Annotated in this window: 14 protein-coding genes; 3 read left to right on the forward strand and 11 right to left on the reverse strand. The window is 72.5% G+C overall.

Annotated features, from left to right (window positions below; genetic code table 11):
- Positions 1-52: 52 nt before the first annotated feature.
- From GSY65_RS14685 to GSY65_RS14700, 4 genes are all read right to left on the reverse strand, one after another.
- Positions 53-1,315, reverse strand: coding sequence for a dipeptidase (locus GSY65_RS14685; RefSeq protein ID WP_236579792.1), 1,263 nt, complete (start codon positions 1,313-1,315; stop codon positions 53-55).
- 137 nt (positions 1,316-1,452) lie between these two features.
- Complete coding sequence (locus GSY65_RS14690; protein ID WP_159768268.1) at positions 1,453-2,649, reverse strand: dipeptidase; 1,197 nt, start codon at positions 2,647-2,649, stop codon at positions 1,453-1,455.
- 99 nt (positions 2,650-2,748) lie between these two features.
- Positions 2,749-3,273, reverse strand: coding sequence for a 5-(carboxyamino)imidazole ribonucleotide mutase (gene purE / locus GSY65_RS14695; protein WP_159768271.1), 525 nt, complete (start codon positions 3,271-3,273; stop codon positions 2,749-2,751).
- Complete coding sequence (locus tag GSY65_RS14700; protein ID WP_159768274.1) at positions 3,270-4,409, reverse strand: 5-(carboxyamino)imidazole ribonucleotide synthase; 1,140 nt, start codon at positions 4,407-4,409, stop codon at positions 3,270-3,272. Before GSY65_RS14700 ends, purE begins: the two co-directional genes overlap by 4 nt.
- Before the next feature lie 243 nt (positions 4,410-4,652).
- Between GSY65_RS14700 and GSY65_RS14705 the strand changes: the two genes are divergently transcribed.
- Positions 4,653-5,219 (forward strand): GtrA family protein, encoded by a 567-nt coding sequence (locus GSY65_RS14705; protein WP_159768277.1) that lies wholly within the window; start codon positions 4,653-4,655, stop codon positions 5,217-5,219.
- Positions 5,220-5,302: 83 nt separating this feature from the next.
- Here GSY65_RS14705 and GSY65_RS14710 read toward each other — a convergent pair whose 3' ends face one another.
- Both GSY65_RS14710 and GSY65_RS14715 read right to left on the reverse strand, forming a co-directional pair.
- The gene (locus tag GSY65_RS14710) at positions 5,303-6,571 is read right to left on the reverse strand and encodes an ATP-binding protein (protein WP_159768280.1); all 1,269 of its coding nucleotides are present in this window, start codon (positions 6,569-6,571) and stop codon (positions 5,303-5,305) included.
- A gap of 111 nt (positions 6,572-6,682) precedes the next feature.
- Positions 6,683-7,360: a response regulator transcription factor gene (locus GSY65_RS14715; RefSeq protein WP_048819934.1), complete on the reverse strand. Its 678-nt coding sequence runs from the start codon at positions 7,358-7,360 to the stop codon at positions 6,683-6,685.
- Between the two features lie 579 nt (positions 7,361-7,939).
- Between GSY65_RS14715 and GSY65_RS14720 the strand changes: the two genes are divergently transcribed.
- Entirely contained in the window at positions 7,940-9,445 is a 1,506-nt protein-coding gene (locus GSY65_RS14720; RefSeq protein ID WP_159768283.1) for a peptide MFS transporter, read from the forward strand.
- Positions 9,446-9,600: 155 nt separating this feature from the next.
- Here GSY65_RS14720 and GSY65_RS14725 read toward each other — a convergent pair whose 3' ends face one another.
- The 5 genes from GSY65_RS14725 to GSY65_RS14745 form a co-directional block, all read right to left on the reverse strand.
- A complete protein-coding gene (locus GSY65_RS14725; RefSeq protein ID WP_159775965.1) occupies positions 9,601-11,010 on the reverse strand; it encodes a hypothetical protein in 1,410 nt (469 codons plus the stop codon).
- A 38-nt stretch (positions 11,011-11,048) separates the two neighbouring features.
- Complete coding sequence (locus GSY65_RS14730) at positions 11,049-12,182, reverse strand: hypothetical protein (RefSeq protein WP_159768286.1); 1,134 nt, start codon at positions 12,180-12,182, stop codon at positions 11,049-11,051.
- Positions 12,183-12,195: 13 nt separating this feature from the next.
- A complete protein-coding gene (locus GSY65_RS14735) occupies positions 12,196-12,927 on the reverse strand; it encodes a peptidase (protein ID WP_159768289.1) in 732 nt (243 codons plus the stop codon).
- 137 nt (positions 12,928-13,064) lie between these two features.
- Positions 13,065-13,577, reverse strand: coding sequence for an ATP-binding protein (locus GSY65_RS14740; protein ID WP_159768292.1), 513 nt, complete (start codon positions 13,575-13,577; stop codon positions 13,065-13,067).
- A gap of 320 nt (positions 13,578-13,897) precedes the next feature.
- Positions 13,898-14,266: an STAS domain-containing protein gene (locus GSY65_RS14745; protein ID WP_159768295.1), complete on the reverse strand. Its 369-nt coding sequence runs from the start codon at positions 14,264-14,266 to the stop codon at positions 13,898-13,900.
- Between the two features lie 236 nt (positions 14,267-14,502).
- On the opposite strand from GSY65_RS14745, the gene GSY65_RS14750 reads away from it, so the two are divergent.
- On the forward strand, positions 14,503-15,417 hold the full coding sequence (locus tag GSY65_RS14750; protein ID WP_201452543.1) for an RNA polymerase sigma factor SigF: 915 nt from the start codon (positions 14,503-14,505) through the stop codon (positions 15,415-15,417).
- Positions 15,418-15,429 lie beyond the last annotated feature (12 nt).

A 15,429-nucleotide genomic window follows, 5' to 3' on the forward strand; every position in this document is an offset into this window, starting at 1 on the left:
CGCGTGGTGAGGGCCCGAGGGCTGCCGTCCGGTCGGGCCCTCGGCCCCGGTGTCAGCCGTCCAGGTCGGTGATCCGCGCTGTCGAGGGCTCGCGGCGGTCCCGGGCCGCCCGCGCCGTGAAGTCGGCGCTGCGCAGCACGCGTTGGACGTTGCCCCAGGTGAGCAGGGCGAGGTCGGCGGGGGACCAGCCGCGGCGCAGGAGCTCGGCGACGAGGTGGGGGTAGCAGGAGGCGTCGGTGAGGTCCTCGGGGTGGGCGGCGCCGGAGTCGTAGGTGCCGGAGAGGCCGACGCTCTCGGGTCCGGCGATCGAGCGGACGTGGTCGAGGTGGTCGGCGACGTCGCCGACGGAGGGGCCGGTCTGCTCGGCGGTGAGCGGCACCATGCACAGGCCGTGGGCCTCGCCCAGCGCGGTCAGCAGGTCGTCGGTGAGGTTCGCGGGATGCGGGCGCAGGGCGTGGGCCGCGGAGCGGGTGCACAGGACCGGGGCGCGGGAGACCGCGAGGGTCCGGCGGATCGTCTGCTCGGAGGCGCCGGAGAGGTCGGCGAGGACGCCCACGCGGTTCATCTCGCGGACCACCTCCTCGCCGAATCTGGTGAGCCCGGACTCGCCCGCCCAGGAGACGCCGGCGAGGGTGAGGGCCTTGAGGCCGAGCGCGTGCAGCGCGCGCAGGATGGCGAGGGAGTCGCCGAGGGCGGGAGCGCCGGCGGGGCCGGGCAGGATGGCGACCCGGCCGCAGTGGTGGGCGTCGGTGACCTCGCCCGCGGTGCGGACCAGTCGCAGGCCCTCGGGGTGGGCCCGGACGGCCTTGTGGACCAGGTCCAGCTGCTCCAGGGTGGCGCCGACGGCCCGGTCGCCGGTCAGCGGCTCGGACAGGTGCAGCGACCAGAACAGGGCGCCGATGTGGCCCTCGCGCATCCGGGGCACGTCCGTGTCCACGCCGCCCTCGCCGAGTTCCAGGTCGTACCAGGGCAGGTGGCGCAGCACCCACGGCAGTCCGCTGTAGCCGTCGGCCACGGGGTGGTCGGCGAGGAAGGCGTGCGCCTCCCGCAGTCCGTCCGACTGCTCGGCACCCTCCGGGTCCGCGAGCCGCCCGGCGGACCCGGACGCACCGGACGCACCGGACGCACCGGGGGGTACGGACACGGGGTCCTCGGCACCGTCGGCGGGGCCTGGCGGGCCGTCCTGCGGGGTCGTCGGGTGCGCGGCCTGGAAGCGACGGCTCGGCTTCGGCTTCCGCTTCGGGGGAGCGGCGGGCCGTCCGTCGAGCCGTCCCGCCTCCGCTGTCGCTTGCAGTTCGTCCTGCAGGTCTGCCATGGCGGACCTCCGTAGCCGGTCGGTGAACGCAGTTACCGTCACCGTGCCACGGGGGCCGCCCGGATTCCTGGTGGGTGGGGCGTTCGGGGGTACGGCCGCCCGCCACCGCCGGAGGGGGCCGTACCGCCGGCCCGGTGTCACCCGTCCAGCTGTTCCAGGGTCGCGTTCGACGGGCCGGTACGGGACTTCAGGTCGCGGGCGACGTCCTCGGCGGCGCCCAGCACCCGTACCGCGTTCTGCCAGGTGAGCTTGGCGAGGTCGGTGCGGGACCAGCCGCGGTCGAGGAGTTCGGCGATCAGGTTCGGGTAGCCGGAGACGTCGTTGAGGCCGTCGGGGGTGAAGGCGGTGCCGTCGTAGTCGCCGCCGATGCCGAGGTGGTCGACGCCCGCGACCTCGCGCATGTGGTCGAGGTGGTCGGCGACCGTGGCGACCGTGGCGACGGGCCGCGGGTTGCGCTCCTCGAACTCGCGGTGGACGCGCATGGCCTCGGGGGTGGTCTCCAGGTGGTGGAGGCCGTGGGCGCGCATGTTCTCGTCGGCGGCCGCGGTCCAGTCGACTGCGGCCTGGAGGACGAACTTGGGGACGAAGGTCACCATCGCCACTCCCCCGTTGGCGGGGAGGCGTTCGAGGACGTCGTCCGGGATGTTGCGGGGGTGGTCGCAGACGGCCCGCGACGAGGAGTGCGAGAAGATCACCGGCGCGGCCGAGGTGTCCAGCGCGTCGCGCATCGTGGTCGCGGCCACGTGGGAGAGGTCGACGAGCATGCCCTCGCGGTTCATCTCCCGGACGACGGCGCGGCCGAAGGCGGACAGGCCGCCGACCGCCGGTTCGTCGGTCGCGGAGTCCGCCCAGGCGATGTTGTCGTTGTGGGTGAGCGTCATGTAGCGGACGCCGAGCGCGTACAGCGCGCGGAGCGTCGCGAGGGAGTTGTCGATGGAGTGACCGCCCTCGGCGCCCATCAGGGAGGCGATGCGGCCCTCGGCGCGGGCCGCCTCCATGTCGGCGGCGGTCAGCGCGGACCGCAGCCGCGTCGGGTAACGGTCGATCAACTGCCGTACGCAGTCGATCTGTTCGAGGGTGGCGGGGACGGCGCCCGGCAGGAACGCGGAGTCCGAGGGCACGTACACCGACCAGAACTGGGCGCCGACGCCGCCGGCGTGCAGCCGGGCTAGGTCGGTGTGCAGATAGGCGCTCTGGTCGGTGGCGATGTCGCGGGCGCCCAGGTCGTAGCGGACCTGTTCGCGCAGCGCCCACGGCAGGTCGTTGTGCCCGTCGGCGACCGGGAACTCGCGCAGCAGTTCCCGGGCCTCCTCCAGCGAACTCGTCCCCGTCATCCCGGTCACTTCCTCTTCCCCCGTCGTCCCCGTCACTTGCCGTACTCCCCCGTCCTCCCGGTCGCCCGGGTCGTCGCGGCCCTCGTGGTCAGTGGTGCGTCACTTGCCGAAGCCGAAGCCGTTGCCGGCGCCGTCGACCTTGTTGCGCAGGCGCTTGCCCTTCTCGGTGGCCTGGTCGTTCAGCTCCTGCTGGAACTCCCGCATGCGGCCGAGGAGTTCCTCGTCATGGGTGGCGAGGATGCGGGCGGCGAGCAGTCCGGCGTTGCGCGCGCCGGCGACGGACACCGTCGCGACGGGCACCCCGGCCGGCATCTGCACGATCGACAGCAGCGAGTCCATGCCGTCGAGGTACTTCAGCGGTACGGGGACACCGATGACCGGCAGCGGAGTCACGGAGGCGAGCATGCCGGGCAGGTGGGCGGCGCCGCCCGCGCCGGCGATGATCACCTTGATGCCCCGGTCCGCGGCCTCCTCGCCGTAGGCGACCATCTCGCGCGGCATGCGGTGCGCGGAGACCACGTCGACCTCGTAGCCGATCTCGAACTCGTCGAGGGCCTGCGCGGCGGCCTCCATGACGGGCCAGTCGGAGTCCGACCCCATGACAATGCCTACGACCGGGCTCATTCGGTGATCGTGCCTCTCAGGTATCCGGCGGCGTGACGGGCGCGCTCCAGCACGTCGTCGAGGTCGTCGCCGTAGGTGTTCACGTGGCCGACCTTGCGGCCGGGCTTCACGTCCTTGCCGTACATGTGGATCTTGAGTTGGGGGTCGCGGGCCATGCAGTGCAGGTACGCGGAGTACATGTCCGGGAAATCGCCGCCGAGGACGTTGACCATGACGGTCCACGGCGCGCGGGGGCGCGGGTCGCCGAGCGGGAGGTCGAGGACGGCCCGGACGTGGTTGGCGAACTGGGAGGTGACCGCGCCGTCCTGGCTCCAGTGGCCGGAGTTGTGGGGGCGCATGGCCAGCTCGTTGACCAGGACCCGGCCGTCGCGGGTCTGGAACAGCTCGACGGCGAGGTGGCCGACGACGCCCAGTTCCTTGGCGATGCGCAGGGCCATCTCCTCCGCTTGGAGGGCGAGGGCCGCGTCGAGGTCGGGCGCCGGGGCGATCACGGTGTCGCACACCCCGTCGACCTGCCGGGACTCGACGACCGGGTAGGCGACGGCCTGCCCGTGCGGGGACCGTACGACGTTGGCGGCCAGCTCCCGTACGAAGTCGACCTTCTCCTCGGCGAGGACCGGGACGCCGGCCTGGAACGGCTCGGCGGCGTCCTCCACGGAGTGGACCACCCACACGCCCTTGCCGTCGTAGCCGCCGCGGACGGTCTTGAGGATGACCGGAAATCCCTCGCCCTCCGCCGCGAAGGCCGCCACGTCCGCCGGGTCGGCGACGATGCGGTGCCGCGGGCAGGGCACGCCGATCGCGTCGAGCCTCGCCCGCATGACGCCCTTGTCCTGGGCGTGCACGAGGGCGTCCGGGCCGGGGCGCACGGGGATGCCGTCCGCCTCCAGCGCCCGGAGGTGCTCGGTGGGTACGTGTTCGTGATCGAAGGTGATCACGTCGCAGCCCCGCGCGAACGCACGCAGCGTCTCCAGATCGCGGTAGTCGCCGACGACGACATCACCGACGACCTGGGCCGCGGAGTCCTGAGGGGTGTCACTGAGGAGCTTGAACCTGATGCCGAGCGGGATGCCAGCCTCGTGCGTCATACGAGCGAGCTGACCGCCGCCGACCATGCCGACTACCGGGAACGTCACACCACCAGAGTATCGGCCATGGAATCGGCCACTCCCCGGTGTCCGGTTTCCGCCCCCTCCCGGCGTCCCGGCAGGGCCTGTGAGGTGCTGCACAGGCAGCGCCCAGAGGCGCTGGTTAGCATGGCGGAACCAGTGGATTTCGATCGAAGATCAACTGATTTCGGACCGACGGGACCGACCCGGTACCGGCCAGGTACCGACCGAGGTCCGAACAGACCACCGAGCGACGGGGGCCGGCAGACGATGGGAAGCACCACCTCGGGGCCTCACCCGAAGCCCCGCGGCGCCCTGCGCCGACGGATCGACCTCCTCGTCCGGGAGATCGCCAAGTTCGGCGCGGTGGGCGGTGCCGGGCTGCTGGTGAACCTCGCCGTGTTCAACCTCGTCCGGCACACCACCGACCTCCAGGTCGTCCGGGCCAGTGTGATCGCCACGGTCGTCGCCATCGCCTTCAACTACGTGGGGTTCCGCCACTTCACCTACCGGGACCGCGACAAGAGCGGCCGGACCAAGGAGCTGAGCCTCTTCCTGCTGTTCAGCGTGGTGGGCCTGGTCGTCGAGAACGGCGTCCTGTACACCGCGACCTACGGTTTCGGCTGGGACAGCCCACTGCAGAGCAACGTCTTCAAGTTCCTCGGCATCGGCGTCGCGACCCTCTTCCGCTTCTGGTCTTACCGCACCTGGGTGTTCCGCGCCCTGCCCGCCCGGGAGGCGGTGGCGAGCGCGGAGTCGTTCCTGGAGGCGGGGGCCGCCCATCCGCCGGCGCTGAGCGGCGGCGGCCCGGTCGAGCGCCCGCGGGGCCGTCGCTAGGGTCTGCTGTTCGGATCGGGCCGGCGTCCGGCTGCGGCACCGAACTCGTGTCACCGCCCCCGCCGCGCCGCCCTCCGCCGTCCCTACCGAACGGGACGGTCGTCGCCCGGCGGCGTCCTCCCCGGTGTCCGCGACAGGAACAGGCCGAACACCGGTGGCTGCGCCTGGAGCATCTCCAGACGTCCGCCGTCCGCCTCCGCGAGGTCCCGCGCGACGGCCAGCCCGATCCCCGTGGAGTTCCGCCCGCTGATCGCCCGCTCGAAGATCCGCGCCCCGAGGTCGGCAGGGACGCCGGGCCCCTCGTCGGTGACCTCGATGACCGCCTGGTTGCCGGTGACGCGGGTGCGCAGCGCCACCGTGCCGCCGCCGTGCATCAGCGAGTTCTCGATCAGCGCGGCCAGCACCTGGGCGACCGCGCCGGGCGTGCCCACGGCCTGGAGGTGCCGCTTGCCGGAGCTGACGATGGCGCGGCCGGCGCTGCGGTAGGCGGGGCGCCACTCCTCCAGCTGCTGCTTGATGACCTCGTCCAGCTCGAACGCGACGGCGGAGCCGTTGCGGGGGTCGCGGGAGTTCGTCAGGAGCCGCTCGACGACGTCGGTGAGCCGCTCGACCTGGGCGAGCGCGATGTGTGCCTCCTCCTTCACCGTGGCCGGGTCGTCGGTGAGCGTGATCTCCTCCAGCCGCATCGACAGCGCGGTCAGCGGCGTGCGCAGCTGGTGCGAGGCGTCCGCGGCGAGCCGCCGCTCGGCGGTCAGCATGCGGCCGATGCGCTCGGCGGAGGCGTCCAGGACGTCCGCGACCCGGTCCAGCTCCGGGACGCCGTAGCGCTTGTGCCGGGGGCGGGGGTCGCCGGAGCCGAGGCGTTCGGCGGTCTCGGCGAGGTCGGTGAGCGGGGAGGCGAGGCGGTTCGCCTGCCGTACGGCGAGGAGGACCGCGGCGACGACGGCGAGCAGGGCGACCGCCGCGATGATCAGCAGCGTCCGGCCGACCTCGCGGCTGACCGCCGAGCGGGACTCCTCGACGGTGACGACCTCGTCCTTCTCGCCCTTGGCCTCGTGGCGGATGACGTCACCGACGGGCTTCGCGCCGATCTCGATGGTCTGCTGGCCGGGGATCTGGATGCGGGCGTAGCGGTCGTCGCCGACCTGGTCCTCCAGGACCTCGGCGGTGATCCGCTCGTCCCCGATGATGCGGCTGTCCACGATGCTGGTCAGCTGGACCGCCTCGGACTCCACGCGTTCCTGGGCGCTGTTGCTGATCGTCCGCGTCTCGACGATGACGAGGGAGACACCGAAGACCGCGATGACCACGAGGACCACGGCGAGGGTGGACTGGATGAGACGGCGACGCACGGCTGCCCTCCGGACGGGGCGGGGTGTTCTGGGACCTTCGATTGTGCGGCACCCGGCCCGGGGACCGGGCGGCGCCCGGCCCCCGGGCCGTCGGGCGCCCGTCCGGGTCGCTCAGTTCTTCTCGAACCGGAAGCCGACGCCCCGTACGGTCGCGATGTACCGGGGGTTCGCCGCGTCGTCGCCCAGCTTCTTGCGCAGCCAGGAGATGTGCATGTCGAGCGTCTTGGTGGAGGACCACCACGTGGTGTCCCACACCTCGCGCATCAGCTGGTCCCGGGTGACGACCCGCCCCGCGTCCCGCACCAGCACCCGCAGCAGGTCGAACTCCTTCGCCGTGAGCTGGAGCTCCTCGTCGCCCATCCAGGCCCGGTGGGACTCGACGTCGATCCGGACGCCGTGCGTGGCGGGCGGCTGCTGCGGCTCGGCCGCCCCGCGCCGCAGGAGCGCCCGTACCCGGGCGAGCAGCTCGGCGAGCCGGAACGGCTTGGTGACGTAGTCGTCGGCGCCCGCGTCGAGACCGACGACGGTGTCGACCTCGTCGGCGCGCGCGGTCAGGATCAGGATCGGCACGGTGTGGCCCTCGGCGCGCAGCCGGCGGGCGACCTCCAGACCGTCCATGCCGGGCAGCCCCAGGTCGAGGACGACCAGGTCGACGCCCCCCTGCATTCCGGCGTCCAGCGCGGTGGGGCCGTCCTCGCGGACCTCCACCTCGTACCCCTCCCGGCGCAGTGCGCGGGCCAGCGGCTCCGAGATGGACGCGTCGTCCTCGGCGAGCAGTACACGGGTCATGGGCTGATGGTAGTCCGCCGAGAACCGCAGGTGGAGGGTGATCGGCAAGCCTGATTCACACCGCTGTCCGGCGGAATTCTCACCCTGGACGGCCATGATCGAATAGGTCGGGCATTCCGCCCCCCGTCCGGTGAGGATCCCGCCGCGGCCGTCGAGGGTCCGTGGAGATCGGGGACGGTTCGTGCGGATGTCCGGGGCGGCTCCGCGCCCGGACCGGCCGCACTGAGCCGCGGGGAGCCAATTCCCGGACACACCTTCGAATGCGCGAGCGCTATCGCATTCTTACCTGTGATCCGCCTCTCAATCCCTTTCTTTTCCTTGCCTACTCTGACGTATGGTGATGGAACGCCTGTAGCGACACGTGGGGACCTTTGGCGGCATATCTGCGCTGAAGGTCTCTTTTGTGCGCGGGGCCGGATTCTCCGGCCCCGCGGGAATGACCTGTGGCCGGCCCGCACGCCGACGGAGACCCCCTGCCGTCGACGCGCGTAGAGGGCGTGGATCCCCGGTGGTGCCGGCCGCCCCTCCGACCGGGCGCGGCACCCCCGTGTGCGGCGTCCCGAAGCGCAAGGAACGACCATGGCGTCCAGCCTGACGAAGGACTCGGCCGACCGGGGGACCCCCGGCGACGAGCGCACCTTCTTCGGCCACCCCCGAGGACTGGCCACTCTCTTCATGACCGAGATGTGGGAGAGGTTCTCCTACTACGGCATGAAGGCCCTTCTGCCGCTCTACCTGGTCGCGCCGAACGGCCTGGACCTCGGCGCGGCGGCGACGATCACCATCACCGCGGTGTACGGCTCGATGGTGTACCTGCTCACCCTCCCCGGCGGGTGGATCGCGGACCGCTTCCTCGGCCCCCGCAGGACGGTCGCCGTCGCGGGCGTCGTCATCATGCTCGGCCATCTGACCCTGGCCCTGCCGTCGGCCGGCGTCTTCTACCTGGGCCTCGCCCTCGTCGCCATCGGCTCGGGCCTGCTGAAGGCCAACATCTCGACCATGGTCGGCCACCTCTACGACGGCCCGAACGACCCGCGCCGCGACGGCGGCTTCACCGTCTTCTACATCGGCATCAACGCTGGCGCCTTCGCCGCGCCGCTGGCCATCGGCACGGTCGGCGAGAAGGTGAGCTGGCACCTCGGCTTCGGCATGGCCGCGGTCGGCATGGCGCTGGGTCTCGCGCAGTTCCTGCTGGGCAGCCGCCACCTGAGCGCGCGCAGCGACATCGTCCCCACGCCGATGCCCGCCGCCGAGAAGTCGGCCGTCCTGCGCAAGGCCCTGCTGTGGCTGGCCGTCCCGGTCGTCTTCTACGGCGTCCTCGCCCTGTCCGGCCACTACACCGTGAACTGGGCGGTGATCCCGGTCACCCTCATCGGTCTGATCGTGCCGATCTGGGTGATCGCCCGGATCAAGCGCGACCGCGACCTGGACACCACCGAGCAGTCGAAGATGTCGGCGTTCGTCTGGTTCTTCGTCGCCGCGGCGATCTTCTGGATGATCTACGACCAGGGCGCCTCGACGCTGGCCGTCTTCGCCAGCGAGTCGGCCGACAACAGCGTGCTCGGCTGGGAGTTCCCCGTCTCCTGGTACCAGTCCCTGAACCCGCTGATGATCATGGCGGCGGCGCCCGTCTTCGCCTGGCTGTGGGTGTGGCTGAACCGGCGCGGCAAGGAGCCGAGCACCATCGTGAAGTTCTCGGCGGCGCTGCTGCTGATCGGTGCGTCGTTCTTCCTCTTCCTGGCGCCGCTGGCGGTCGCCGGGGACGGCGAGAAGGCCGCCGCGCTGTGGATCGCCGGGATCTACTTCGTGCAGACCCTCGGTGAGCTGACGCTCTCCCCGGTGGGCCTGTCCGTCACGACGAAGATGGCGCCGGTGAAGTACGCCTCCCAGATGATGGGCGTCTGGTTCCTCGCGGTCAGCGCGGGCGACTCCGTCACCGCGCTGCTCTCCAACGAGGCCGTCGGCGGGGTCAACCTCGACCGCGCGGGCTTCGTCGCCGTCGAGGCCGCCCTGGCCGCGCTCGCCGGTGTCGCGCTGTACATGTACCGCAACAAGGTCAAGCGGCTCATGGGCGACGTGCGCTGAGCCCGGCCGCCCCGGCCGCCCCGGCCGCCCCGGCCGCCCCGGCCGCCCCGGCCGCCCCGGCCGCCCCGTGGGCTTGTCCGGACCCCGCCGCCGGGTCTGGGGCTCAGCCCCGGCCGCCGGGCGTGGGGCTCAGCCCCGGCCGCCGGGCGTGGGGCTCAGCGCAGATACCGGCGCGGCATGAAGGTGAAGACCGCCCCGCCGAGCAGCGCCGTCGTGCCGGCGACGAGGGCCAGCGCCTTGCGCGTGCCCTGACCGACGTCCACGCCCGTGTCCGCGAGGCCGCCGCCCGTGGCGCCCCCGGAGGCCGTTCCCGAGCCGGACGCGGAGCCGCCGCCCACGGAACCCGGCGACGAGGAGCCGCCCGCCGCGCCGCCCGGCTGCTCCTGCGTGTCGAGGGTGAGCGAGACCAGCGACTCGGCCGGGGTGCACGTGGTGGTCGTCCCCAGCGCCTTGATCGTCAGCACGCCGGGGGCCAGCGTGGACTCACCGCTCGCGCCCGGCTTGTAGGTGCCGGTGAGGTCGGGGATCTCCATGGGGTCGCCCGCCTTGATCGGCTCGGCGTTCGTCGGTCCCTCGACCCGGACCGAGCCCGTGTCGGCCCCGCCGAGGACGATCTCCATGGCGGGCTTCACCGAGTCCGCGGGGATGTCGGCGGGGCTGTCCATCACCGACTTCCTGAACCCCACGGTGAGGTCGAAACTCCCGCCGTCCTTGGTGGCGTCGATCTGCACCGGCGAGACCACGCTCCGGTCGCCGATGGGCGTCACGCAGTCGTACGGGACCCGCACCTCCTTGCCGGGGAAGTCGGTCTGCCCGCCACCGCCGCCGCCCGTGGCGGAGCCGCCGCCGTCGGTACCGCCGGAGGCCGTACCGCCGTCCGTCGTACCGCCATCGGTCGTACCACCGTCCGTCGTGCCGCCGGACGTGGTGCCTCCGGACGTGGTGCCCGAGGTCGTGGTCCCGCCGGTCGTCCCGCCCTCCGTCGTCCCGCCCGACGACGTGCTCCCGCTCGTGCCGGTGGTGCCGCTCGTGCCGCTGCCGCCCGTGCCGCCCGACGTACCGCCGCCGCCCGTGACGTCGATCGTCGCCCCGGCGGCCACCGGCACGGCCGGGGCGCACCTGGTCTCGGTCGAGTAGACGTCGATGGCGTACGCGTCGGGTGTCAGGGTCACCGCGCCGGGTGCCGTGAGCTTCAGGGTGCCCTTCATGGTGGAGAGGACCATGGGGGCGCCCTTGGGGATGGCGGGGTTCTCCCGCGGGCCCTTCATGGCGATGTCGGCGGTCTGCGCCCCGGCGGCCCTGAGCGTGCCGCTCGGCTGGACCGAGTCGGCGGGCAGGTCGATGAGGTCGGGGTTCCTGGACGCGGCCTGGACGAACGTCCACACCACCTCGACCTCGTCGCCGACCTTCGCCGTGCTCGGGGCGCTGATCTCCACCTTGGTCGTGCCCTCGACGGGCGGCAGCCCGGAGATCGGCGGCGGCACGCACTTCGTCGCGTACGCCACCTCGCCCGCGTACGCCGGCACGGCCGCCGCCCCGAGCAGGGCACCGGCCCCGCCGAGCATCAGGGCGACCCCGAGTGCACTGGCTCTTCGCTGCGCTCTCACGCGCTTCCCTCTCTGGTCGGAGTCGTGGGGCTGTCTTCCCTCGGTGCGGAGAGCGCGCCGGCCGCCGTGGCCCCCGGACCGGAGTCCGGGGTGAACCACGGCAGGGCCGGGGTCGAACGAGACGGGGTGCGGGCCCCGGACGGCGCCGGGCGGGGTCCGGCGTGCGCCCCCGTCGAGGCGCCCCACCGGGGAAGCCCGCGGGTGAGCCCGGACAGCGGTGACCTGCGGGACCCCCGGCCGGCGGCCGTACGGCGCGGCCGGAACCGGTCCACCACGGCCAGCCCGACGCGGAACAGCGCGGCCGGCACGACGAGGCAGAGCAGGAGCCAGAAGACGGTGACCCCCCAGGGGCGGCCGACGCCCCAGGGGTGCTCGGCGAGGACCTTGCCGCCGTAGGTGAGGGAGACGGTGTAGTCGCCGTGCGCCCCGGCGGGGAGTTCGACGGGCAGGGACACGCGTGCCGTGCGGCCGGGCTCGATCGTGCCGCGCCACTGGTGGTCCTCCCACTGCGGCGCGTACACCCCGTGCGAGGTGCCGACCCGGAAGACGGGGTTGTCGACCGGGGAGGCGCCCACATTGCCGACGGTGAGGACGAGTTCGCGGGTGGCCGGGGCCCCGAACCAGGTCAGCAGCCCGCTCGTGCCCCTCAACTCCGTGTCGGTCAGCACCGAGAGCCGTCCGCCGGTGGTCTCCGGGGGCAGCGGTTCGACCGAGTGCCCGGCGACCTGGAAGGCCGCGAAGGCCTCCGCCTTCTTCCCGGTGATGGTGGCGACGCGCACCACGCACGGGCACGGCACCGGTGGCTCCGCCACGGGCACCCGCCGGCTGAAGTCGCCCTCGGCGTCGGCGGTCACGGCGCGGCCGTCGGCGTTGGCGCAGGAGTCGGTGCCGCCCGGCACCCCTCGTGACGGCGTGGATCGACCGCAGATCAGGATCATCAGCAGCGCCCTCGGCCGCCAGCCGCCGCCGGTGACGGTGAGGGAACCGCCGGTGCCCGCCTGCGACGTGGACAGCGTCACGGCCGGCCCGTCCGCCGCCACGGCCGGGCCGGCCCCGCCGCCGAGCGGCGCGACGAGCGCGAAAGCCAGCGCGAGCACGGCCACCACGGCGGCCGTCCGCGTACTCCTCACGTCACCGCTCCCGTCAGCGGCGCGCGGTCTGGTTCCTGCGGGTCAGCCACAGCGCCCCCGCGGCCCCCGCGAGCAGCACCGTGCCGCCGAGCGTGCCGAGGGCGACCGCCGAGTCCAGGGGGCCGGTCCGCGGCAGTTCGCCGCCGGACCCGCCGGCACCGTTCGTCCCGCCGGAGGCCGTGCCCCCGGACCCGCCGGACCCGCCCCCGCCCGCCGCGGTGACGTCCAGCGTCAGCGACGGCCCCGGATCGTTGCCCGGGGTGCAGGTGGTGACCGTGCCGAGGGCCTTGATGGTGAGCACCCCGGCGGTGAAGTCGACCTTGCCGGTCTTCTTCGGGGTGTACGTCCCGCTCAAGTCGTTGATCTTGATGGGGGTGTTGGCCGGAACGGCCTCCTGGTTGGCCGGTCCCGTGACCGTGAGCGTGCCGCTCTCGGCCCCGCTCAGCCTGATCGTGGCGCTCGGGTTCATCGCGCCCTTGCCCAGCTCCACCGGGCTGGAGGAGACGCCCTTCTGCCACGACATGGTGATGCGGTAACCGTCGCCCCGCTGCACGCCCTTGATGTCGATGGGCGAGACGGCGGACTTGTCCCCGATCGGGGTCTTGCAGTTGTACGTGACGTCGACGACCTCGGCGTGGGCCACCGGGGCGGCCATCAGCACCGCCGAGCCGGCCAGGGCCACGAGGGACGTGAGCGCGGCGGTTCGTTTCTGGTACGTCCGGTACGACACCTCGGCACCCCACATTCTGACGGAACATCAGATCGGCCGCTCAAGGTACGCCGGGGGTCCCGAGGAGGGAAGACACGCGCGGGTGTCGGATGTGTGTGGGCGCGCCCGGCGGCGCTCCGCGCCCCCGGGTGCCGCGGGGCCGCGGCGACGGCTCAGGCCGGGGCGCCCAGCTCCGCCCACACGGTCTTGCCGGAGGCGCCCGGCGTGCGCACGACCCCCCAGTCGAGGCACAGCCGCTGCACGATGAACATGCCGTGCCCGCCGGGCCGTCCCGCCCGGTGCGGTGTGCGCGGCGCCGGATTCCCCGCTCCCCGGTCGGCGACCTCGATGCGCAGCACCTTGTTGTCGCAGCTGATCCGCAGCTCGGCGGGCCCCCCGGCGTGCAGGCAGGCGTTCGTGACCAGCTCGGACACCACCAGCAGCACGTCCTCGGCGGCGGCCCGTTGGTCCGCGGTGGCGGCCGGCAGCCACCCCCACTCGTACAGCGCCTGGCGGGTGAAGTCACGGGCGAGCGGGACCACGCCGCTCTCGCCGTCGAAGCCCAGCCGACGGGACCGTCCGGCGGCCGTGGCCGCGGGACGGTCCTCTCCGGGCGCTCCGGAAGCGCCGCCGACGCCCGGTTCCGGGCCGCGGTCGCCCGGCGAGACAGGCCGGGTGGTGCTCATCAGCGCTTCACCTCACCGATTCACCAGTTCATGTATCAGGACTCAAGAGTGCGGGAACGGGGCCCGCGGCACGTGCTTATCGCTGCAGTCATCGGTGTGCCATCCGTCTCTCCGTCGTGGCCGCCCGGCCGTCGGCCGGCGTGTGCGACCCGTTCAGGATGTCTCCTGCCCGAGCGAACCGTCAGAACACCCACGTTTTCGGCACGAAACCTGTGACGCCAGTAACCCGCCGGTCAGGAGGGGCACGCGCGCAGGCCCTCCCCGCGGACGGTCCGGCCGGCAGGGGGGCAGCCGACCGCGGGGCGGTCGGCGTGCGGGACCTAGGAGGACAGGGCCGCCTCGACGGTGTCGTGGACGGTGAAGACGGCCTCGGCTCCGGTGATCTCGAAGACCCGGGCGACCGCCGGCAGCATCCCCGCCAGATGGACCCCACCGCCCGCGGCCTCCGCCCGCAGGCGGACGCCCAGCAGGACGTTGAGTCCGGTGGAGTCACAGAACTCCAGTTGTGTGCAGTCCACCACAAGGCGGGCGAAGCCCTTGTCCAGGCAGCCTTCGAGCGGCTCGCGCAACAGATCGGCGGTGTGGTGATCGAGCTCACCCGCCGGGGTCACGACGGCGCTGGCGCCCTCTTCCCGCACTTCGACCCGTAGCCGGCCCGACTGTGCGCTGCCGACCGTCCCACGGTCCATGCCGTCATCTCTCCCGACCGTCGTGGCTGCTGACTCGCCCTCGAACACTACGCCTTCTCCACACTCCCCGACACCCGAACAATCACCCGCAAACGGACATTTCGCCACAGTGGGAACTTGCAACGGTGTCCCGGAACCGGGTAGGCCTAGTGGTGACACCAATCGACACGGCCGGCTTCGGAGGCGCCGCACACCGCAGTGCACGTATGGGCATCGGCGGCCATATGCCGAGAACGATGGAGGACATCATGTCACCCCGGCTCGACGAATCGCATACCCAGCGGGCGACGTCGACACCCTCTCCGGAAGACGGTCTCGACGACATCGCCCACCCATCGGGCGACCCGCTCGCCGACCTTCCGGAGATCCCCCCGTACGACGAGGTGGGGCCGGTGGACGCACGGGCCTTGTCCAAGACCCTCTTCGAGCGTCTCGAATCGCTCGAGGAAGGCACCCACGACTACGCGTACGTCCGCAATACCCTGGTGGAGCTGAACCTCGCGCTCGTGAAGTTCGCCGCCTCCCGGTTCCGCTCGCGCAGCGAACCGATGGACGACATCATCCAGGTCGGGACGATCGGCCTGATCAAGGCCATCGACCGCTTCGAGCTGAGCCGAGGCGTCGAGTTCCCCACCTTCGCGATGCCGACGATCGTCGGCGAGATCAAGCGTTTCTTCCGTGACACGAGCTGGTCCGTGCGGGTTCCGCGCAGACTCCAGGAGCTCCGCCTCGACCTGGCCAAGGCCGGCGACGAGCTGTCCCAGAAGCTCGATCGCGCTCCGACAGTGGCAGAGTTGGCGGAGCGCCTGGGCCTCACGAACGACGAGGTCGTCGAGGGCATGGCCGCGTCGAACGCCTATACGGCCTCGTCGCTGGACGCCCAGCCCGAGGAGGACGACTCCGAGGGCACGCTGGCCGACCGCATCGGCTACGAGGACCACGGGCTGGAGGGCATCGAGTACGTCGAGTCCCTGAAGCCCCTGATCGCCGGGCTGGCACCACGCGACCGGAAGATCCTCTCCCTCAGGTTCGTCGCCAACATGACGCAGTCCGAGATCGGGGACGAGCTGGGCATCTCGCAGATGCACGTGTCCCGGCTGCTGTCCCGCACGCTGGTCCGCCTGCGCAAGGGGCTGACCCTCGACGAGTAGTCCGCGTCGGGC

Origin of the sequence: Streptomyces sp. HM190, assembly GCF_009857135.1 — a bacterium.
Lineage (GTDB): Bacteria > Actinomycetota > Actinomycetes > Streptomycetales > Streptomycetaceae > Streptomyces > Streptomyces heilongjiangensis.

Bases quoted from the DNA above. Each gene is read 5' to 3' on its own strand.
- GSY65_RS14685 (WP_236579792.1), bottom strand. From the start codon at position 1,315: ATGGCAGACCTGCAGGACGAACTGCAAGCGACAGCGGAGGCGGGACGG.
- GSY65_RS14690 (WP_159768268.1), bottom strand. From the start codon at position 2,649: ATGACGGGGACGAGTTCGCTGGAGGAGGCCCGGGAACTGCTGCGCGAG.
- purE (WP_159768271.1), bottom strand. From the start codon at position 3,273: ATGAGCCCGGTCGTAGGCATTGTCATGGGGTCGGACTCCGACTGGCCC.
- GSY65_RS14705 (WP_159768277.1), top strand. From the start codon at position 4,653: ATGGGAAGCACCACCTCGGGGCCTCACCCGAAGCCCCGCGGCGCCCTG.
- GSY65_RS14715 (WP_048819934.1), bottom strand. From the start codon at position 7,360: ATGACCCGTGTACTGCTCGCCGAGGACGACGCGTCCATCTCGGAGCCG.
- GSY65_RS14720 (WP_159768283.1), top strand. From the start codon at position 7,940: ATGGCGTCCAGCCTGACGAAGGACTCGGCCGACCGGGGGACCCCCGGC.
- GSY65_RS14725 (WP_159775965.1), bottom strand. From the start codon at position 11,010: ATGCTCGGCGGGGCCGGTGCCCTGCTCGGGGCGGCGGCCGTGCCGGCG.
- GSY65_RS14735 (WP_159768289.1), bottom strand. From the start codon at position 12,927: ATGTGGGGTGCCGAGGTGTCGTACCGGACGTACCAGAAACGAACCGCC.
- GSY65_RS14740 (WP_159768292.1), bottom strand. From the start codon at position 13,577: ATGAGCACCACCCGGCCTGTCTCGCCGGGCGACCGCGGCCCGGAACCG.
- GSY65_RS14745 (WP_159768295.1), bottom strand. From the start codon at position 14,266: ATGGACCGTGGGACGGTCGGCAGCGCACAGTCGGGCCGGCTACGGGTC.
- GSY65_RS14750 (WP_201452543.1), top strand. From the start codon at position 14,503: ATGGAGGACATCATGTCACCCCGGCTCGACGAATCGCATACCCAGCGG.